The organism is Pseudomonadota bacterium (assembly GCA_039815145.1).
GTDB lineage: Bacteria > Pseudomonadota > Gammaproteobacteria > Steroidobacterales > JBCBZW01 > JBCBZW01.
The window spans coordinates 24,974-43,254 of sequence record JBCBZW010000003.1 but is presented as its reverse complement, the minus strand read 5'-3'; the positions used below and the strand labels follow the sequence as shown (position 1 = coordinate 43,254).

Annotated in this window: 12 protein-coding genes; 4 read left to right on the top strand and 8 right to left on the bottom strand. The window is 67.8% G+C overall.

From position 1 onward, the window contains the following. Positions 1-36: 36 nt before the first annotated feature. Positions 37-3,717, top strand: coding sequence for a hydantoinase B/oxoprolinase family protein (locus tag AAF184_02005; GenBank protein ID MEO0421079.1), 3,681 nt, complete (start codon positions 37-39; stop codon positions 3,715-3,717). On the opposite strand, the gene AAF184_02000 is transcribed toward AAF184_02005, so the two are convergent. After that, complete coding sequence (locus AAF184_02000; protein ID MEO0421078.1) at positions 3,674-4,363, bottom strand: rhomboid family intramembrane serine protease; 690 nt, start codon at positions 4,361-4,363, stop codon at positions 3,674-3,676. The genes AAF184_02005 and AAF184_02000 overlap by 44 nt on opposite strands. A 72-nt stretch (positions 4,364-4,435) precedes the next feature. Beyond that, the gene (locus AAF184_01995; protein ID MEO0421077.1) at positions 4,436-6,358 is read right to left on the bottom strand and encodes an LOG family protein; all 1,923 of its coding nucleotides are present in this window, start codon (positions 6,356-6,358) and stop codon (positions 4,436-4,438) included. A 208-nt stretch (positions 6,359-6,566) separates the two neighbouring features. Between AAF184_01995 and AAF184_01990 the strand changes: the two genes are divergently transcribed. After that, on the top strand, positions 6,567-7,532 hold the full coding sequence (locus AAF184_01990; protein MEO0421076.1) for a hypothetical protein: 966 nt from the start codon (positions 6,567-6,569) through the stop codon (positions 7,530-7,532). Positions 7,533-7,609: 77 nt separating this feature from the next. Here the strand turns inward: AAF184_01990 and AAF184_01985 are convergent, their stop codons facing one another. Both AAF184_01985 and AAF184_01980 read right to left on the bottom strand, forming a co-directional pair. Next, positions 7,610-9,688, bottom strand: coding sequence for an alpha/beta hydrolase domain-containing protein (locus tag AAF184_01985; protein ID MEO0421075.1), 2,079 nt, complete (start codon positions 9,686-9,688; stop codon positions 7,610-7,612). Between the two features lie 39 nt (positions 9,689-9,727). Beyond that, entirely contained in the window at positions 9,728-11,014 is a 1,287-nt protein-coding gene (locus AAF184_01980) for a citrate synthase (GenBank protein ID MEO0421074.1), read from the bottom strand. A 235-nt stretch (positions 11,015-11,249) separates the two neighbouring features. Between AAF184_01980 and AAF184_01975 the strand changes: the two genes are divergently transcribed. Next, positions 11,250-12,182 (top strand): histone deacetylase family protein, encoded by a 933-nt coding sequence (locus AAF184_01975; protein ID MEO0421073.1) that lies wholly within the window; start codon positions 11,250-11,252, stop codon positions 12,180-12,182. A gap of 186 nt (positions 12,183-12,368) precedes the next feature. Then, positions 12,369-13,352 (top strand): metallophosphoesterase, encoded by a 984-nt coding sequence (locus AAF184_01970; protein ID MEO0421072.1) that lies wholly within the window; start codon positions 12,369-12,371, stop codon positions 13,350-13,352. Positions 13,353-13,399: 47 nt separating this feature from the next. On the opposite strand, the gene AAF184_01965 is transcribed toward AAF184_01970, so the two are convergent. The 4 genes from AAF184_01965 to AAF184_01950 form a co-directional block, all read right to left on the bottom strand. Beyond that, positions 13,400-14,797 carry an AAA family ATPase gene (locus AAF184_01965; protein ID MEO0421071.1) on the bottom strand — a complete coding sequence of 466 codons (1,398 nt, stop codon included), beginning with the start codon at positions 14,795-14,797 and terminating at the stop codon, positions 13,400-13,402. A gap of 101 nt (positions 14,798-14,898) precedes the next feature. Then, on the bottom strand, positions 14,899-15,729 hold the full coding sequence (locus AAF184_01960; GenBank protein MEO0421070.1) for a methyltransferase domain-containing protein: 831 nt from the start codon (positions 15,727-15,729) through the stop codon (positions 14,899-14,901). 38 nt (positions 15,730-15,767) lie between these two features. Then, positions 15,768-16,820, bottom strand: coding sequence for a beta-eliminating lyase-related protein (locus tag AAF184_01955; protein MEO0421069.1), 1,053 nt, complete (start codon positions 16,818-16,820; stop codon positions 15,768-15,770). Further along, on the bottom strand, positions 16,817-18,130 hold the full coding sequence (locus AAF184_01950; protein MEO0421068.1) for a PQQ-dependent sugar dehydrogenase: 1,314 nt from the start codon (positions 18,128-18,130) through the stop codon (positions 16,817-16,819). The genes AAF184_01955 and AAF184_01950 overlap by 4 nt, the downstream gene beginning before the upstream one ends. Between the last annotated feature and the right edge of the window lie 151 nt (positions 18,131-18,281).

Sequence of the window (18,281 nt, the reverse complement as noted above, 5' to 3'; positions counted from 1 at the left end):
TTCTTACCTGAGAGAAGCTGAACGAGGGCTGACTGCGTGCAGGCGCCGGGCTGGGAGTTCTGGATAGATCGCGGCGGCACCTTCACGGACATCGTGGCGCGCGCCCCTGACGGCAGCGTTCAGTGCCGGAAGTTTTTGAGCGAGGCACCGGAGCGCTACACGGACGCCGCCGCCCACGGCGTGCGTTCGATCCTGCGCGAAGCGAAGGACGCTGGGCGTGCGCCAGTTCACGCCATCCGAATGGGCACAACGGTCGCCACCAACGCCTTGCTTGAACGCGAGGGCGACCCCTGCGTCCTGCTCACCACCGCTGGATTCGCCGATGCCCTCACGATCGGTGACCAGTCGCGCCCGGAGCTCTTCGCGCGCGAGATTCACCGACCACCGCCGCTCTACGCCCAGGTGATCGAAGCCGCGGAGCGCATAGGGGCTCGGGGCGAGGTACTGCAAGCGCTCGATCCGCAGGCCCTGCGAGCCCCACTACAGGCCGCCCTCCAGGCGGGCATCACCAGCCTCGCCATCACCTTCCTGCACGGCTATCGCTACCCGCAGCACGAGCGCACGGCGGCCGTCCTCGCCCGCACCCTGGGCTTCACCTATGTGAGCGTCTCCAGTGAGGTCTTACCCCTGCCGCGCCTCACCGGCCGCGGCGATACCACGGTCGCCGATGCCTACCTCTCGCCCTTGCTGATGCGCTACGTCACCCAGTTCCAAGCGGCGCTGGCCGAGCCCGAAGACGCCAGCGGCCCCACGGTGACGCCGCAGCGACTCCTCTTCATGCGCAGCCATGGTGGGTTGACCGAAGCGGAGCACTTCCGCGGCAAGGACGCGGTGTTGTCGGGCCCCGCCGGCGGGGTGGTCGGCATGGTGCGCACGGGTGATGCGGTTGGCCTCCACACACTGATCGGCTTCGACATGGGGGGCACCTCCACCGACGTCGCCCTCTACGCGGGGGAACTGGAGCGCACCCAGGACAGCGTGGTGGCCGGCGTACGCCTGCGAGCGCCGATGCTGCGCATCGACACGGTGGCCGCCGGTGGCGGGTCGATTCTGAGCTTCGAGGACGGTCGCTTCCAGGTCGGTCCCGCCTCGGCGGGCGCGGACCCCGGCCCCTGCTGCTACCGTCGCGGCGGCCCTCTCACGGTGACCGACGCCAACCTGCTGCTCGGCCGCTTGGAGCCTCGCTACTTCCCGAAGGTCTTCGGACCTAACGCGGACCAGGCGCTCGATCTCACCGCGGTAAAGGAACGCTTCGATGCACTGACGGACGAGATCAATCGAGCGAGCGAACAAATTTATTCGCAAGAGGATGTCGCCGAAGGCTTCCTGCGCATCGCCGTCGACAACATGGCGAGTGCCATCAAGCGCCTCACCGTGCAGCGCGGATTCGATCTCGCGCGCTTCACCCTGTGCTGCTTCGGCGGCGCGGGCGGTCAGCACGCGTGCGCGGTGGCGGACGCCCTCGGCCTGCGTCGGGTCTTCATCCATCCCTACGCGGGCGTGCTCTCCGCCTACGGTATGGGCCTTGCCGACATCCGCGAGATCCGCCAGCACCCGGTCGAGGCGAAGCTCAGCGAGACGCTCCTCGGCGAGCTCGCACCCACCCTGTCGGCACTGGAGGCACAGGCGGGGCAGCCCCTGCGAGCCCGCGCCGGCAGCGCATCCTCCTTGCGCTTCGAACACCGCGCCCACCTTCGCTACGAGGGCACGGACACCCCCCACGCCACGCCCCTCAACGACGCGACGAGTATGGCGCAGGCCCTCGCCACCCTGCACCAGCAGCACTACGGCTACGCGCATCGCGATGGCGTCATCGTCGTCGAGTCCATCGAGGTGGAAGCCATCGCGCCCGGCGCGGACATCCAGACGGGCGATGCACCGGCTGACACCACGCCGGCGCCTCGCATCGATGCCGAGGCCGCTGCCCTCGTGCACGAGGTCTACTTCGACGGTGACTGGCGACGCACCCCTTACTTCCTACGCGAGCGATGCGAGGCGCCGGGCCGCATCGAAGGCCCCGCCATCATCGTGGATGCCAACGGCACCACCGTGATTTCCCCGGGCTGGTCAGCCACCCTGGATCCCCAAGGCCACCTGCTGCTGGAGCGGCACGCGCTCGGCAAGCAAGCACCCGGCGCGCACGTCTCTCGCCACGCCGACACCGACGCCGACCCCGTCCTGCTCGAGCTCTTCAACAACCGTTTTCGCCACATCGCGGAGCAGATGGGCACGGTGCTGCAGCACACCGCGTCCTCGGTCAACATCAAGGAGCGCCTGGACTTCTCCTGCGCCGTCTTCGACGCCCAGGGAGGCCTGGTCGCCAACGCACCTCACATGCCCATTCACCTAGGCTCGATGGGCGAGAGCGTGCGGGCCGTGATCCGCGGCGAAGCACAGCTTGGGCGCACGCCGCGACCGGACGACGCCTTCCTGCTGAACGCGCCCTACGCCGGTGGCACTCACCTCCCGGACCTCACCGTGGTGAGCCCGGTGTACCTGCGGGAGTCGGCGCAGGCGCCCGATTTCTACGTCGCCTCGCGCGGCCATCACGCGGACATCGGCGGCACCACCCCGGGCTCGATGCCTGCCTTCAGTGAGCACATCGATGAGGAGGGGGTACTCTTCGATCACTTCCCGCTGGTGCAGGCGGGCCTGCTGAACGAGGCAGCGCTACGCGATCACCTGGCGGCGGGCCGCTGGCCGGCACGGGCGCCGGAGCGAAACGTCGCCGACCTACAGGCACAGCTAGCCGCCAATGCACGCGGCCGACTGGAACTGGAGCGCGCGGCGGCACACTTCGGCATCAACGTGCTGAGCGCCTACACCACCCACGTGCAGCACAACGCCGAGGAGTGCGTACGCCGCGCGATCGCGCGCTTGCCAGCGGCTGGCCAGTTCGACTACCCCCTGGACAACGACCTGCAGATCCGCGTCCGGGTGGCCCTCGATCCGAAGGCGCGCACGGCGGTGGTCGACTTCACCGGCACCTCGGCGCAGGCCTCGAACAACTTCAACGCGCCGGCGGCCGTATGCCGCGCCGCCGTGCTGTACGTGTTTCGCACCCTGGTCGATCGCGACATCCCCATGAACGAAGGCTGTCTGGCGCCGATCGAACTGACCATACCCGAAGGCTCCATGCTCGACCCTCGCGCGCCGGCCGCCGTGGTGGCCGGCAACGTCGAGACCTCCCAGTGCGTCACCGACGCCCTGTACGGGGCCCTCGGCGTGCAGGCTGGCGCCCAGGGCACGATGAACAACATCACCTTCGGCAACGACACGCACCAGTACTACGAGACCCTGTGCGGGGGCACCGGCGCCGGGCCGGGCTACGCCGGGGCGAGCGCCATTCACTCCCACATGACCAACTCCCGCCTCACGGACGCGGAGATCCTGGAATGGCGCCTACCCGTGCGCGTGGAGGCCTTCATGATCCGCCGAGGCTCCGGGGGACGGGGTCGCTGGTGCGGCGGCGACGGCGTCGAGCGCCGCCTGCACTTCCTCGAGCCCATGCGACTCTCCCTGCTCACGAACAATCGCCGTCAGGGCCCCTTCGGCTTGCAGGGGGGCGGCTCAGGGCAGGCGGGCGAGAATCTGCTACTGCGTGCGGACGGCAGCGAGGAGCACCTGGCGGCGAGCACCCAGGTGGAGGTGGACGCCGGCGATACACTCGTGATCAGGACGCCTGGGGGCGGTGCTTTCGGCGCGGAAACACGCTGAGCAGAAGAATCCCGGCGATGAAACCGCCGATGTGGGCGCGGAAGGCCACGCCGCCACCGCCCTCACCCACGGGCGCGGCCTGGGAGGCCAACAGCTGCAGCGCGAACCAGGCGCCCAGCACGAGCACGGCCGGCAGCGGGATCGGCCGCAGAAAGAAGAACGGCGGGAACAACACCGACACCTTCGCCGTGGGAAACAGGATCATGTACGCGCCGAGGATGCCCGAGATGGCGCCGCTCGCGCCGATCATCGGTACCGTCGAGGTGGGATCGGGTATCGCCTGCGCAAGCGCTGCCGCCACGCCGCAGGCGAGATAGAAGAGGGCGAAACCGACGTGTCCCAACTCCGACTCGACGTTATCGCCGAAGACCCACAGGTAGAGCATGTTCGACCCGATATGCAGAATCGAGCCGTGCAGGAACATGGAGCTGAACACGGTGGCCACGGGCGGCACCAGGGTGAGTTCCGAAGGCAGCGAGGCGAGGCCGAAGAGCACCTTAGGCGTAAGCCCCAGGCTGAGCACTGCCAGCTGATTCGCCCGCCCTAGCGAGAGCTGCCAGACGAACACCCCCACGCAGGCGATCAGCACCAGCACGGTGATCACCGGAGTCAGGGTGGCGGGGTTCTCGTCACGAATCGGGATCATCGATAGCTTCGACCGTTCTGCGAACGTCACCGTTCCCCACAGGCGATCAGGGGCACGCGGGGCTCGCCCCTCTCAGCCGATGCGAAGGACACGGCGGTAGAAGGGGATCACCTGTTCAGCGTCCGCGGTCACCAGGCTGTTGTCCAGCAGACTGGCGGGCGCGCGGTCCGCCTCCACCATCTGCGCCAACTGTCCCCGGAGGTGCTGCCAGTAGGCATCGCCGTCCTCATTCTCGCCTAAGAAAATCAGCGGCGTCGCATCGGCGAGGCCGAGCTTCATGTCGGTTAGCGTCAGCCCCACTTCCTCGAGTGTGCCCACGCCGCCCACCAGAAAGATGTTGAAGCTGGCGATGTCGAACCAGCGCTGGCGAATATGGCGTGAGGACTCCTGAAACACCTGGTAGAACTGAGCCAGGCGGTTGTGGCGCTGATCCTCGATCTCCAGGTAGCTCGCCCCCACCAGCATGTCGAGTTCGCGGCCGACCGTGGCCGCCGCGCGCATGGCGCCCGGCCCGCCGCCCGTAATCACCGCCAGGCGTCCGCCGAAGAAGTCCTGCAGCTCGATCAGAAGCTGGCGCAAGCGAGACTCCTCCCGCTCCCCGAGGGCGCGCGAAGAGCCGTAGACAGCCACAACGATCGAGGTCATGAAGCGATCGATCTCGTCGATCTCGCAAAAGTATCCCCGCGTGCCGCGGACCACGTACTTCACCAGGTGACCAAGATCGCGGTTCAACCAATAGACGTCGACGCCGAGATCGACGTAGTCCGCCAAGCGCGCATGATCGCGCGCCGACAGGTAGAAGCTGTGTTCGTAGGAGGCGTTGTCGAACACCAGGGCGCGCACCAGGCCCCGTCGCATACGGTCGAGGAGATCCGCGTGCTCCGTCAGGTTCGGGAAATAGCGCAGCAGGTGCACACCCTGGCGCTCACCGAGCAGCGCCGTCGCGTGCTCCTGGATCGTACTCGGCGCGCGCACGGCGAGGCGCCCCGGCTGCAACGACCCGACGGCGCGGGGCGTCACCCACTCGGGCATCTCCTTCGGCAGCGGATCGCTGACCACGGCCGCGTGGCGTGCCTCGTAGGTGCGCTCGCCGTTGGCTGGGTAGGTGAACACCTCACACAGCGCCTGGTAGTCGCCGGGCTGGTACAGGCTTGCCGAGTTATCGGCTCGCGGCGGCGGCGGCCGACGTGCTGGCGGAATGTCGTCGCCGGCATCCGCATGGTAGAGGCTAGCGTAGACGCTAGGGTTGACGACGACGTTATCCGTGCTGTTGAAGAGCTCCAGAAAGGTGCGTGTACTTGCCGTCTGCACCGGGTCCAGGGCGACCGCCTCCAGATGGCCGCCCATCGGTGAGGGGCGGCTGTCGAGCATCGCGAAGTGCTTGAACAAGAACGCGGTGCAGGAGGTGATCAGCCCCTCCCCGGGCGCGAGCACCAGATTCTGCACCGGCCGCGGCATCTGCAAGCGGTTGAGTAAGGTGCGTCCCTCCGCCGCGGTAAGCACGGTCCAGATATCTTGCGCGCTGAGCTTACGGGCGAACTCGTAGATCTGCAGGTGCGGCGGGATGACCACCCGCCCGTCATTGGTGATGGAGAAGCCCGCGGGGAGCTTGAACTGATTGCGCTGATAGCCATCGAAGATCTCGCTGGCGCTCAGGCGACGCTCCTCCGGACAGTAGAGCAGTCGGCCCACGGCGAGGCCCGGCAAGATGAGTTCGCGGGCTAGCGGCCAGACCTCCTCGAGGAACACCCAGGGGCGAATCACCGCCTCCAGCATCGCGGCGCCCTGGGCCTGCTCCAGCTGCGGTGGCGAGCTCGGGCGCACATCGATGCCGAGACGCGCGACGCGACTGCGCGCAGAGAACACCACGGATTCGGGACGCGACTGAAGGACCGTGGTAAAGCGGGCGGACAGGGGGAAACGAATGCGTACGGTGACGGCGTCGTCGCTGGCCTGACGGACTTCGATGATGCGTCCGTCGCGAGTTTCGAGCATCGCTTGGAGCCCTCATCAATGCGGCGATACGAGAAGCGCGCGAACTACCCTGGGACTGCCCAACGCGCGGCGGGCGGTCACTATAGCACCGGCCTCGCGTGTCAACGTGCGACCTGGATCCGCGTTGTTACAGGCCAGGGAAGGCTGACCCTTGGCTCACTCAAGGCCATGAAACAGCTGGAATTTCTATCTATTGGGAGCCATTGACATGAACAACTTTCACCGACCTATGCTGATGTTGGCCGTGGCCGCACTGCTGAGCGCTGGCAGCGCCTCCGCCGCCACGGCGACGAGCGCGCCGGCGGCCTCGCAAGGCTCGCTGCTGTCGGTGCTGAGCGGCGACTTCGCCCTCGCCCAGAGCAACGATCGTCGACGCGGTGCGAATCGCGGAGGCAACCGTCGCGGTGGCGCCGATCGCCCCCAGCGCGAGCGACGTAGCACGGACCGCGGCAACCGCAACGAGAATCGCTCCGTTGATCGCCAACGCGAACGCACGGAGAACGGCGCCCGTGGCACCACCACCGTGACCGGCGAAGACGGCCGCAGCGCCACCCGTACGCGCAGCCGCGAGGTGGACCGCGAAGCCGGTACCGCCAGCCGCTCCAGCACCGTGACGGGGCCGGAGGGTAGAACCCGCTCGGTCGACCAGACCGCCACGCGCAACGACGACGGGTCGGTCAGCCGCCAGAGCACCATCACCGGCGCCGACGGCAACACACGCACGGTCGACAGCACGACCACTCGCGGCGAAGGCTCGGTCTCGCGCGAGCGCACCGTGACCAACCCCGATGGCACCACCCGGACCATCGACCAGACCGCCACCCGCACGGACACGGGCTTCGAACGCCAAAGCACGGTGACCGGCGCCGACGGTCAGGTGCGCACCCGCGAGACCACCGGTACGGTCGATCGCGAGGCGGGCACGTTCTCCAAGGATGTGGTGACCACCGATGCGCAGGGCAACAGCCGCACGCGCAACACCACCACCACGCGGACGGACGACGGCTTCACCCGCGACACGACCATCGACGGTCGCCAGGGTGGCAGCGGCACGCGCAACGTTACCGTGGTCCGTGATCCGGAGACGGGCGATGTGAAGCGCGACGTCAGCACCACGCGGACGCCGCCCCCCGACGATGCACCGGAAGGCGGTGACAGCGGCGACGACAGCTAAGCGCCACCGCACCACCACCAGAAAAAGGAAGGCCCGGACGCCAACAGGCGCCCGGGCCTTTTTATCTTGCGAGGTGCTCAGCGCGAAGCGGGTTCGGTCGGCTGGGTGTTGGCCGCCTGACTTTCCTCTTCCACCAGCCCCTGGGCGCCGACCACCAGATCCCACGTCGCCAGGGCTCGCTGACGCACGCGACTGCGATCTCGCGGCAGCAGGAAGCGTTCGGACACCAGCGCCTCGATCGCCGTATCCACCCGCGCCACGTAGGCCGCCCGACTCGCGTAGATCTCACCCACCGCGGGCCGTTCGTCACCCGCGTCGTTCGCAGCGGCGGTATCCAATTGCAAGGGCACGAAGAGGCCACGAAAGTCGGCCAACTCCGACGGGTTAGCCAACCCGTCGCGGAAACTCCACGGGGTGTAGGTGGCGAGCGGCGCGCGCAGCTCGACGTTGCGCACGCCAGCGAATTCGTTGCCGAAGCGATCCACCTGCGGCACGAAGACCGGGTAGGGGTCGCTCACCGTCGGCGGCTGGCGTAGGGCGACGCCCTCAGTCCAACGGCGCCCGAAGTCCAAGCGCGCCGGCGTGTGCACCACCTCCGGGCGAAGCACGCCAGGGATGTAGGGGAAGTCGAGCTTATTGACCGGCACCAGCGACCCGCCCACCAAACGGGGATATAAGCTCGGGGGAGGCGCCACATCGTCCTTCACCCACGTCGATAGAGCCACGATCAGGGCCCGCAGGTTCACCAGGAAGTCCACCGGGTTGCCACGCGAGGCGACCCGATCCGCACTCACGGCGGGTGGCCAGCTATCGACGAAGTGCTGGCCGCTGGCGAGCAGATAGATGCGCTCGTTATCCAACGCCTCCACGTCGCGGCGACCGTCGGCCGAGGTGTGGATGAGCGAAGCGGCGCGGGCGTAGTACTCGTAGCCCGTGTTCGTGTAGAGGATGCGCGGGGCGAGTTCCGTCTCCGCGTAGGCGGCCAACAGGCCGTCCTCGCGGCCGCTGATCGGGTCCTTCTCCTCAGCCGACGTGAAGGGAAACACGTCCGTGGGGTAGTAGAACGATGAGTAGCGATGGCCGTCGCGCGAGGGCTGCGCGAAGCGATGGTTGAAGCTCCCTCGCCCGGCGCCCGCGGTGTGGATCAGCATCCCATCGAAGGCGCGACGACCGAGCTCGTCGCCGTTGAACCCCTGGTACAGGAAGTGGCGCAGGAACCGCCCGGTCTGGGAGACGCCGAAGCCCAGGCAGTGCTCCGCCTGGAAGCGACGGTCATCCGCGTACTTGGCGTAGCTCACCATGTCACGCACTGCGGTGAAGCCGAGGCCCATCACCCGGGGATCTCGCGAGCGGTACACGAGCTCGTAGATGAACCCGGGGTCGAAGACGCCACGGGCGCGAATGTCCTGCTGGGTGCCGAAGTACCAGCGAGACCGCGGCACCACGTTGCGCGGTGCGTCGCGCCCCGCACGGCGGGTCAGCACGTTACGCACGTCGTCTGGTTCTACGACCGGATAAGCGACGTGGCCGCGATGCCCCAGGGTCAGGCGGTCGACTCGCTGATCGACCACCCAGTCCGTGCGCACCAAGCCACCGATGGCCCGCCCGTTATCCGTGGCGACGGGCACCTCCAGGCGCAGCCGCCCCGGTTCCCGCGGCACGTCGGCCTGCCAGCCGACCCAGATGATGGTGAAGCCGAGCTCCATGAGCAGGCCATCGCCGAAGACCTCGGGCGAGTCCGGCGAGAGGGGCCCTCGGCTGCCAGCGTTGAAGTAGCGAAGCAGCGCCTTGCCGCCCCGATTGCTCACGCCCATCAGGCAGGTCCGTGCGCCATCATCGGGATCGCGGGGACGCAGGATCACCAGGTCAGCGGTGGAGCGGACGAGGCCGTCCGCATCGCGCGGTGCACGATCGAGATCGACCACAGCGCGGTTAGCAGGCAGGTTAGGATCGACGCCGAACTGGACCCGGCCGACGTCCACCACGTAGTCAGGATGGGTCGCGCCCGGGATCCGAGGCACCTCCCAGGTGGTGTCGATCTCGATGTCGAGCACGCGCGCCGTGGAGGTGCCTGCCGCAAGAAGGCTCCCCCCGATAACGAGCAGCGCGAGCGCGAGCCCTACCCACCGGGGCCGAGGCCATCGGTAGGTCGTCATGGGCGCGCCTTGCGGCTTCGCGCGCCGACCCACCTGGCCTTAGCCGCGCTCGTCCATGGCTGTCACGGGACGCTCCGCAGCGCCGGTGTACAGCTGCCGCGGGCGACCGATCTTCCGTTTCGGATCCGAGGTCATTTCCATCCAGTGCGCCATCCACCCCACGGTACGCCCGATGGCGAACATGACCGTGAACATGCTCACGGGCACGCCCAGGGCCTGGTAGATGATGCCGCTGTAGAAGTCGACGTTCGGGTAGAGCTTGCGTTCGATGAAGAACTCGTCCTTGAGGGCGATTTCCTCCAAGCGCATCGCCAGCTCCATGCGTGGGTCATTGCCGTACTTGGCCAACACCTCATGGGCGATGCGGCGAATGATCTTGGCCCGCGGATCGTAGTTCTTGTAGACGCGGTGACCGAAGCCCATGAGCCGGAAGGGATCGTTTCGGTCCTTAGCCTTCGCCACGTACTTATCGATATTGCTGACGTCACCGATCTCGTTGAGCATACGAAGCACGGCTTCGTTCGCGCCGCCGTGGGCCGGACCCCACAGGCTGGCGAGGCCCGCGGCGATCGCCCCGTAGGGATTAGCCTCCGACGAGCCCGCCAGGCGCACGGTGGAGGTCGAGGCGTTCTGCTCGTGATCCGCATGCAGGATGAACAGCACGTCCATGGCCTTCTCGGCCACCGGATCCACCTCGTAGTCCATCGGCGGACGGGCGTACATCATGTACAGCATGTTGCCGCAGTAGCTGAGATCGTTGCGCGGGTACATCACAGGCTCACTGATGCTGTGCTTGTAGGCCGCGGCGGCGATGGTGGGCATCTTGGCGATCAAACGGTGCGCCGTGATCTTGCGATGCTGCGGATTGTTGATGTCGAGCGTGTCGTGATAAAACGCGGAAAGCGAGGCGACACTGGCGGTCATCATTGCCATTGGGTGCGCGTCGTAGCGGAAACCGTCGAGGAAGCGGCGAACGCCTTCGTTGATCATCGTGTGGTGGGTGATGAGGTCCACGAAGTCATCGTGCTCCGTGCGGTTGGGCAGTTCCCCGTAGAGCAGGAGGTAGCAGACCTCCAGGTACGAGCATTGCTCGGCCAGCTGCTCGATGGGGTAGCCGCGGTAGAGCAGCTCACCTGCGGAACCGTCGAGGTAGGTGATGGCGCTTTCGCAGCTTGCGGTCGCCACGAACCCCGGATCCAACGTGAAGTGGCCGGATTCGGCGGGCAAGCGGGAGATATCAATGACCGGCGCGCCCGACGTACCGTGGCGTACGGGGAGTTGGACTTCCCTGCCGTCGGCCAGCTTCACCGTTACCATTTCAGTCATCAAAAGTCCTCTGACAAAACCCGAGGCGGGGATCGCGCTCGGGACGCGGGTCCGACGCAACCCACGCAGTGCAGTGCGTCAGTGTAGTGGAACGACGCCAGAGCAACCAGCCCGACGACCGGTTCGCAACCGGGTCCCACGGCCGCGGGGACACCGAAATCGGCGCCACCGCGACCCGTTCACCAGGCCCTGAGCAGCGCCCGAATCGGCGCCACACCTAAGCGAGGTAAGCACATTGCAGACCCTATGGCTGACGCACCCCTCTTGCATCGCTCACGAAAACGAAGTCGGTAACCCCGAAGTCCCTGCGCGCCTGGAGATCATCGAAGCGGCTGCGACCGAGCGAGGCTTGCTGGCGCGGGTGGAGCAACGCCTCCCCGCCCCCAGCGCCACGCGGGAACAGCTGCGACGAGCCCACACGAGCGAACACGTGGAGGCGATTTTCGCAGCGGCGCCAGCGGACGGCCGGGTCCACCTCGATGGCGATACCTCCATGATGCCCGCCACCCTCGACGCGGCGCTGCATGCGGCCGGTGCCGCGGTAGCTGCCGTCGACGAGGTGCTCGGGGGCCGGGCCGAAGCAGCCTTCTGCAACGTGCGTCCACCCGGGCACCACGCCGAGCGCGCCAAGGCGATGGGGTTCTGTCTGTTCAACAATATTGCCGTGGCGGCGCTGCACGCCGTTCACGCCCATGGTCTGAACCGAGTCGCAGTATTCGATTTCGACGTCCACCACGGCAATGGCACAGAGCACATCTTGGCAGACTGCCAGGATCCGCAACTGCTCATGTGCTCCCTGTACCAATCTCCCCTCTATCCCTACCAGGTCGCAGCCAACATCCCGGGCCGCATGGTGAACGTCCCGTTGCGCCCAGGCGCGGGCGGCGCGGCGCTGCGCGAGGCCTGGGACAGGGAGTGGGCACCCGCCCTGCGCGCCCACGCACCCGAACTCCTCCTGATCTCGGCGGGCTTCGACGCCCATCGGCGCGACCCCCTGGGCGGACTCTCCTTCGAGGAGAGCGACTACGCCTGGCTGACCAGCGCCCTCGCCGGGCTGTCACGCGAGGTCGGTGCCCGGGGCGTCGTCTCAGCGCTCGAGGGGGGCTACGACCTGCAGGCCCTGGCCAGCAGCGCCTGCGCCCACGTGGCGGCGTTGCTCGATGCCTAGTGTCCGATTAGGGGTTCCACTGCTGCCCGTCTTACGGCACGATGACAGCCTGCCTTTGGGGGGTAGCCTGAGTGTAATAGAACTCAGGAAATCATAAATAAATCAGTGGACTACATGCCTGATTCGGTGCGAGGGGAAGAGCACCGGGTAGGTCGGTTTGCGCCGGCGCCCGGTGACGTGGCGACAATGCTGTGGAGCGACGAGGTCGCCGGCCTGCCGCTTGGGAACAAAGCGGCTCGGGGCTCGAGCCTGGAGTCCCGCGTGGGCTTTCTGCACGCCCGCTACCGCCTCAGCCTGGAGGCGAAACGCCCCGCTGCTGAGCCCGGCAAGGTGCGTAACGGCGCCGGCAGGAGCGTCCTGACCCCGGTCTCCATGCTCGCGCGCCTCGCACGCTTCACAGGACTCGGGAGGACCACCGACCGGCAGCCGCCGCGCGTGGTGCACCACGCGCTGGCGCTGGAGAAGCTGCCCGACGCGCTGGAAGGCCTCACCCTCGCCCACGTCTCCGACCTGCACCTCGATCTCTGCTCGGGCCTCTGCGTCGGTGCCCTCGGTTCGGCCGTGGCTGCGGCGCCGAGCAACGCCCTGGTGCTCACCGGGGATCTGTTCACCAGCGCACTGTCCCCGGCGCGGGCGGACGCTGCCCTGGCCGCCCTGGCACGGGTGCTGGACCAGCACGGCGGCCCGGCCTTCGCCGTGCTCGGCGATGAAGACTCCCTGTGGGTCGTCCCCCGCCTGGAACAGCTGGGACTGCGCGTGCTGGTCAACGAGAGCGTCGCGCTCACCTACGGCAGCGATCGCCTCTACCTCGCGGGGGTGGATGATCCGGCCTACTTCAAGGCCGATGACGTGGATGCCGCCCTGCAGTGCATTCCCGCCGGCGCGACGAGCGTGCTGCTCGCCCACTCGCCGGAGATCTACCGTCGGGCGGCGCGCGCAGGCTTCCAGGCGATGCTGTGCGGCCACACGCACGGCGGCCAGCTCTGCCTGCCCAACGGCCAACCGCTGGTGAACACTGTGAGCGCACCCGCCAAGGTATCCAGGGGAAGCTGGCGTCATCGCGGATTGAGCGGCTATACCTCTGCTGGCTGCGGCGCGACGCCATTGCGCCTGCGCTTGAACTGCCCTGCTGAGGTGACGTTCCACCGGCTCACGCGGGCGATGAGCTAAAGGCGAGGCGGAATTACGGCCCGGCCAGGACGCCGAGCCAGTCAGCGTCAGGCCTTCTGCGCCTGCTCTTCCGAGATCACCAACGTCTCCCGCCAGCGATCGTCATTGTCGACCTCCACCGCTTCGGCGGAGGGGGATGCGCAGTGCACGCGCAGGCGGTGACGGCCGAACTGAATCTCATCGCCGTCGCGCAGCAGCCGGCGACGTACGCGCAAGCCGTTGACGAAGGTGCCGTTGGTGCTGTTCAGATCGGCGATCCAGCAACCGCCGCGCAACCAGCTGACCTGGGCGTGGTGTCGACTCACGTACTCGGCATTGATCTGGATGTCGTTGTCCTGATCGCGCCCGATCGTGAGTCGCTCGCCCGTGAGGCGGTGCTCGGCGACCGCGTCGTCGTCGAGAAACAGCTGGAACGACGCTCGCGTCTCCGTGCGCGGCGGACTGTTGGCCGCAGCGGCGCGCGCTTCCTGGGAACCGCCGCCGCGAAGGCTCGCGAGGCTCGCGATGGAGCGATCGATGTCCTCGGCGAGTTCCACGTCATCATCGGGCAAGGGCAGATCGAGGGGCTCGGCCGCCTCGTGATCGAAGCCCGTGGCGTCCACGTCATCCTGGTCACCGAGATCTTGCACGGGATGCCAGTCGAGCTCTTCGATGGCCGCGCGCAGGGTGGCCGCTTGCACGTCGGGCTCGCCCTCGGTGTAGGCGGACATCAGGGCCGTGTCGCAGAGGATGTTGATCAGGCGCGGGATGCCCCCGGTGTACTCGTAGATGGTCTCCACGCACTGCGCCGGGAACAGCTCGCGCTCCGCCCCGGCCACCTGCAGGCGACGGGCGATGTACTCCGCCGTCTCCTGGGCCGACAGGGGCTTCAATTGGAAGTTGAAGCGGATGCGTTGGCGAAGCTGCTCCAGCACGGGCAACTCGAGCACGTCGCGAAGCGACGGACGCCCGCTCAGGATCAAGTTCACCGCCGCGTCCTTACGCGTCACCAGCTGGGTGACCAGGCGGATCTCCTCCAGCACGTCGACGCCGAGGTTGTGGGCGTCGTCCACCACGATCAGCACCTGGCGCTTCTGCTGGTACTGCTCGTTGATGTAGTCCTCGAGCATGGTCAGCAGTTCAACCTTCTGCTTGTCGAAGGCGCGGATACCGAAGCCGAGCAACACCGACTGCAGCAGCTCGAGCGGCGTGAGCTGGGAATGGGCGATACGCGCAATCACCACCTTCTGCCCGGCCGAGGCGATCAGCTTGTTGATCAGCGTGGTCTTGCCGGTGCCGGTCTCGCCCGTGAGCATCACGAAGCTGTCGCGGTTGAGCAGGGCGTAGCTCAGGTACGCCTGGGCCAGCGAATGCTGGGTGCTCAGGTGCAGGAACTCCGGATCCGGAGCGAGCAAGAAGGGCGGCTCGCTGAGGCCGAAGTGTTCAAGGTGTGGATCCGTGCTCATTGCGGCAGATTCGCGTATTTCCGAAAACTAAGCAACTGCTGGGACACGCCGACAAGGCGATCCGGCGCTGACCGTTCGTCAGCGCCGGCGTACCGCCGATCTCAGCGCTTGACGAACTTCAAGGTCATGCGATCGCTCTCGCCGATGCGCAGGTAGCGCTCGCGATCCTGGTCCCCGAGCTCGAGCGAGGGCGGCAGGGCCCACACGCCCACGGAATGATCCTTCGGATCGGCGGGATTTGCGTTGATCTCGCTGCTATCGACCAGCTCGAAACCGGCCGCCTCGATAAAGCCGATTACGTAATTCTGGTCGAGGTAGCCTTCGTCGCCGGAGCGATGGGCGGGATTTCCCGGCTGGCCGCGATGCTGCACCACACCGAGGACGCCCCCCGGCTTGAGTGCGCGGTGCATCGCATCCAAAGCGGCCCGCGCCGTGTCGTTTCTGAGCCAGCCGTGCATGTTACGGAAAGTCAGCACCACATCCGCGCTGCCGTCGGGCGCCACCTCGAGCTTGCTCGGAGGCTCGAACACCGTGAGCGCCACCTTGTCGTAGACCTCCGGGTGCGCTGCCAGCTTCTCGCGGAAACGACTGGCGCTGTTGCGGTAGTACTCCCCTTCGCTCTGCGGGTCGTAGGCGGCGGCGTAGAGCTTGCCCTGCTCGCGCAGGTAGGGCGCCAGGATCTCCGTGTACCAGCCGCCGCCGGGGCTGACTTCGGCCACGGTCATGGTCGGCGCCACACCTAGGAAGGTGAGGGTCTCGATGGGATGGCGGTAGCGATTGCGTTCACGGTTGCCCTCGGCGCGATGATCGCCCCAGGTGGCGACCGCGAGGCCTTCGAAGTGCTCGGCGCTGGCGGGTGCCGTCATGAGGACGGAGGCGGCTGCGAGGGCCACCGCCACGGCGCCGAGGGCGCGCGTCGTTTGCTCGTTCATCAAAGCTCCTTCTCGTTGGTTCGAGTCGATGTCATCCGTCACTCGACGAGCCGTCGCGCGCTGTCGAGCAGCGCATCGATATGCTCGTCGGGCGTATCCCACCTCACCACCAGGCGGTGCAGGTTGGCCTCGCCGCCCGGCCAGTCGTAGAAGCCGAAACCCTGTTCGTGCAGCCCGGCCACGAGGGGCGGGGGCATCACGGCGAAGACCTCGTTGATCTGGGTAGGGTGTGCCACCGTCACGCCGGGCAGGCTGTCCAAGCCGGCGCTGAGGCGTTGGGCGCCACGGTTGGCGCGCGCCGCCAGCTCCCGCCACAGGTCGTCCTCCAGCCACGCGAGCAGCTGGGCGGACACGTAGCGCTGCTTGGACAGGAGGTGGCCCGCACGCTTGCGCCGATAGGCGAGTGCCTCACGATGTTGTTCGCCACCGAAGGTGATCAATGCTTCGGCGGCCATGGCGCCGTTCTTGGTGGCGCCGAGCGAGAGCATATCGACGCCCAAGCGCCAGGTGATGTCGGCGGGGCTGCAGCCCAGGTGCACCAGGGCGTTGGCGAAGCGGGCGCCGTCCATGTGCACGCCGAGGCCGCGGCCGCGGGCGAGATCGGCGAGGGCCTGCACCTCGCCTTGGGTGTAGACGGTGCCGAGCTCCGTGCCCTGGGTCAGGGTGAGGGCGGACGGGCGCACCTCGTGGACACCCAGGTCACCGGCCGTCGAGAGCACGCGGGCGAAGGCCTGCGCATCGATCTTGCCGTGGGCCCCGTCCACGCCGGTGAGCTTGGCCCCGGCGGTGTAGAACTCCGGCGCACCGCACTCGTCCGTGTTCACGTGCGCGTGCTGCTGGCAGTAGAGGGCGCCGTAGGGAGGCACCAGCTGGGCCGCGGCGAGGGCGTTGGCCGCCGTCCCGGTGACCACCGGAAACACCTGCAGGTCGTCGCGTTCGAACCAGTCGCGAAGGCGCGCCTCCAGGGCGGCCGTCGTGGGGTCCTCGCCGTAGGAGTGCACGGCATCGACGTTGACCGCCTGCAGTGCCTGCATGATCGGCGCCGCGACCGTGCCCTCGTTGTCGCTGAAGAAGCTGCCCACCGCGCTCACCGGCTGCCCTCGCTGTCGCGCGCCACCGCAGCGCTGGCACCGGCCGCCGCGTAGGTCACACGCCAGATACGGCCACCGTTGGAATCCGCGATGTAGAGCGCGCCTTCGGCGTCGACGGCCAAGCCGGCCGGGCGATGGCGGGCCTGGCCGGGCGAGGTGATGCCCTGGCGGCCGACGAAGCCGGTGGCGAAGTCATCGTAGGTCGACGCCAGACCCGCCTCTTGGCCGGCCACGAAGGTCACGCGAAATCCCTTTTGCTCGAAGGGCTGGCGATTCCAGGAGCCGTGGAAGGCGACGAAGGCCCCGCCGCGGTAGGCGGGCGGAAACTGCTCGCCGTGGTAGAAGACGATGTCGTTGGGCGCCCAATGGGCCGGGAAGGCCACCACCGGCGACACCGCATCTTCGCAGCGGCCGACGGCCTTGCCATCGCCTCCATACTCGGGCGACAAGCGCTTCGACCGCGCCATGGGGTCGTAGTAACAGTAGGGCCAGCCGAAGTCATCGCCCTGGGCCACGGCGAACAGCTCCTCGGCGGGGAGCTCGGCGCGTTGCGCATCCGTGAAGGACTTGGGCCAAAGCTCGGCGAGCTGGTCGCGTCCGTGCTGAACCACGTAGAGGCGATCGCCGGCGTCGTCCCAGGTGATGGCGACGGCATTGCGGATACCACTCGCGTAGCGTTCGCCGTCGCGCTGCTGTGTCTGGCCGAGGCGATCCGCGCTGAAGCGCCAGATACCCGCCTGCCGCTCCAGCTGCGGACAGGGGTCGAGGCCCGGTGAGCCTGCCTGGCGCATCTCGCGCTGGCAGGCGTTCGACGGCGCTCCGACGTTGACGTAGAGATGCCCTTCGCCGTCGAAGGCGAAAGTCTTGGTGGCGTGCTGGCGCTGGCTCGGGAAGCCGCTCACCACCACCTCGGCCTTCGCGGCGGGCACCAGCCGGCCCTTCGGCGGCAGGGCATAGCGGACGATGCGATCGTCGAGCCCGTAGTAGAGCCAACCCCCGCGCAACCCCAGACCGCCGCCGCCCGGCGCGGCGAAGCTGGCGCGACGGTCGGCCCTGCCGTCGCCGTCGACGTCCTGCAAGGCGACGATGCCGTCGCCACCGCTATTCTGGTTGGCCACATACACGACGCCGTTCGGCGCGGCCACCAGGCGCCGGGCGCGGCCCACCTCATCGGCGAAGACCGTCGCGCAGAAGCCTGCCGGCAGGGCGATACCGCCGTTGTCGGCGTCGCAGGCGAGGGCGGGGGCGGCGAGCAGCAGGGCGCTGAGCAGCGTTGCGCCGCCGCGAGACAATGGACTTGCTAGGTTCAAGATCGACTCCGGGACACACGGCAGTTCGGCGCGCCTTCACCACAGCGGTGGCGCAGTCGCGGGAGGGCGAGTATGCCACGGGCCCGACGGCGGTTTGACCGCCGCCCGAGCTCGCCCCTACCATCGCGCCCGGCGAGCCTTAGCTCGCGTC

Coding starts and splice junctions, on each gene's coding strand:
- AAF184_01990 (MEO0421076.1), top strand. CDS start 6,567: ATGAACAACTTTCACCGACCTATGCTGATGTTGGCCGTGGCCGCACTG.
- AAF184_01985 (MEO0421075.1), bottom strand. CDS start 9,688: ATGACGACCTACCGATGGCCTCGGCCCCGGTGGGTAGGGCTCGCGCTC.
- AAF184_02000 (MEO0421078.1), bottom strand. CDS start 4,363: ATGATCCCGATTCGTGACGAGAACCCCGCCACCCTGACTCCGGTGATC.
- AAF184_01980 (MEO0421074.1), bottom strand. CDS start 11,014: ATGACTGAAATGGTAACGGTGAAGCTGGCCGACGGCAGGGAAGTCCAA.
- AAF184_01995 (MEO0421077.1), bottom strand. CDS start 6,358: ATGCTCGAAACTCGCGACGGACGCATCATCGAAGTCCGTCAGGCCAGC.
- AAF184_01960 (MEO0421070.1), bottom strand. CDS start 15,729: ATGAACGAGCAAACGACGCGCGCCCTCGGCGCCGTGGCGGTGGCCCTC.
- AAF184_01970 (MEO0421072.1), top strand. CDS start 12,369: ATGCTGTGGAGCGACGAGGTCGCCGGCCTGCCGCTTGGGAACAAAGCG.
- AAF184_01965 (MEO0421071.1), bottom strand. CDS start 14,797: ATGAGCACGGATCCACACCTTGAACACTTCGGCCTCAGCGAGCCGCCC.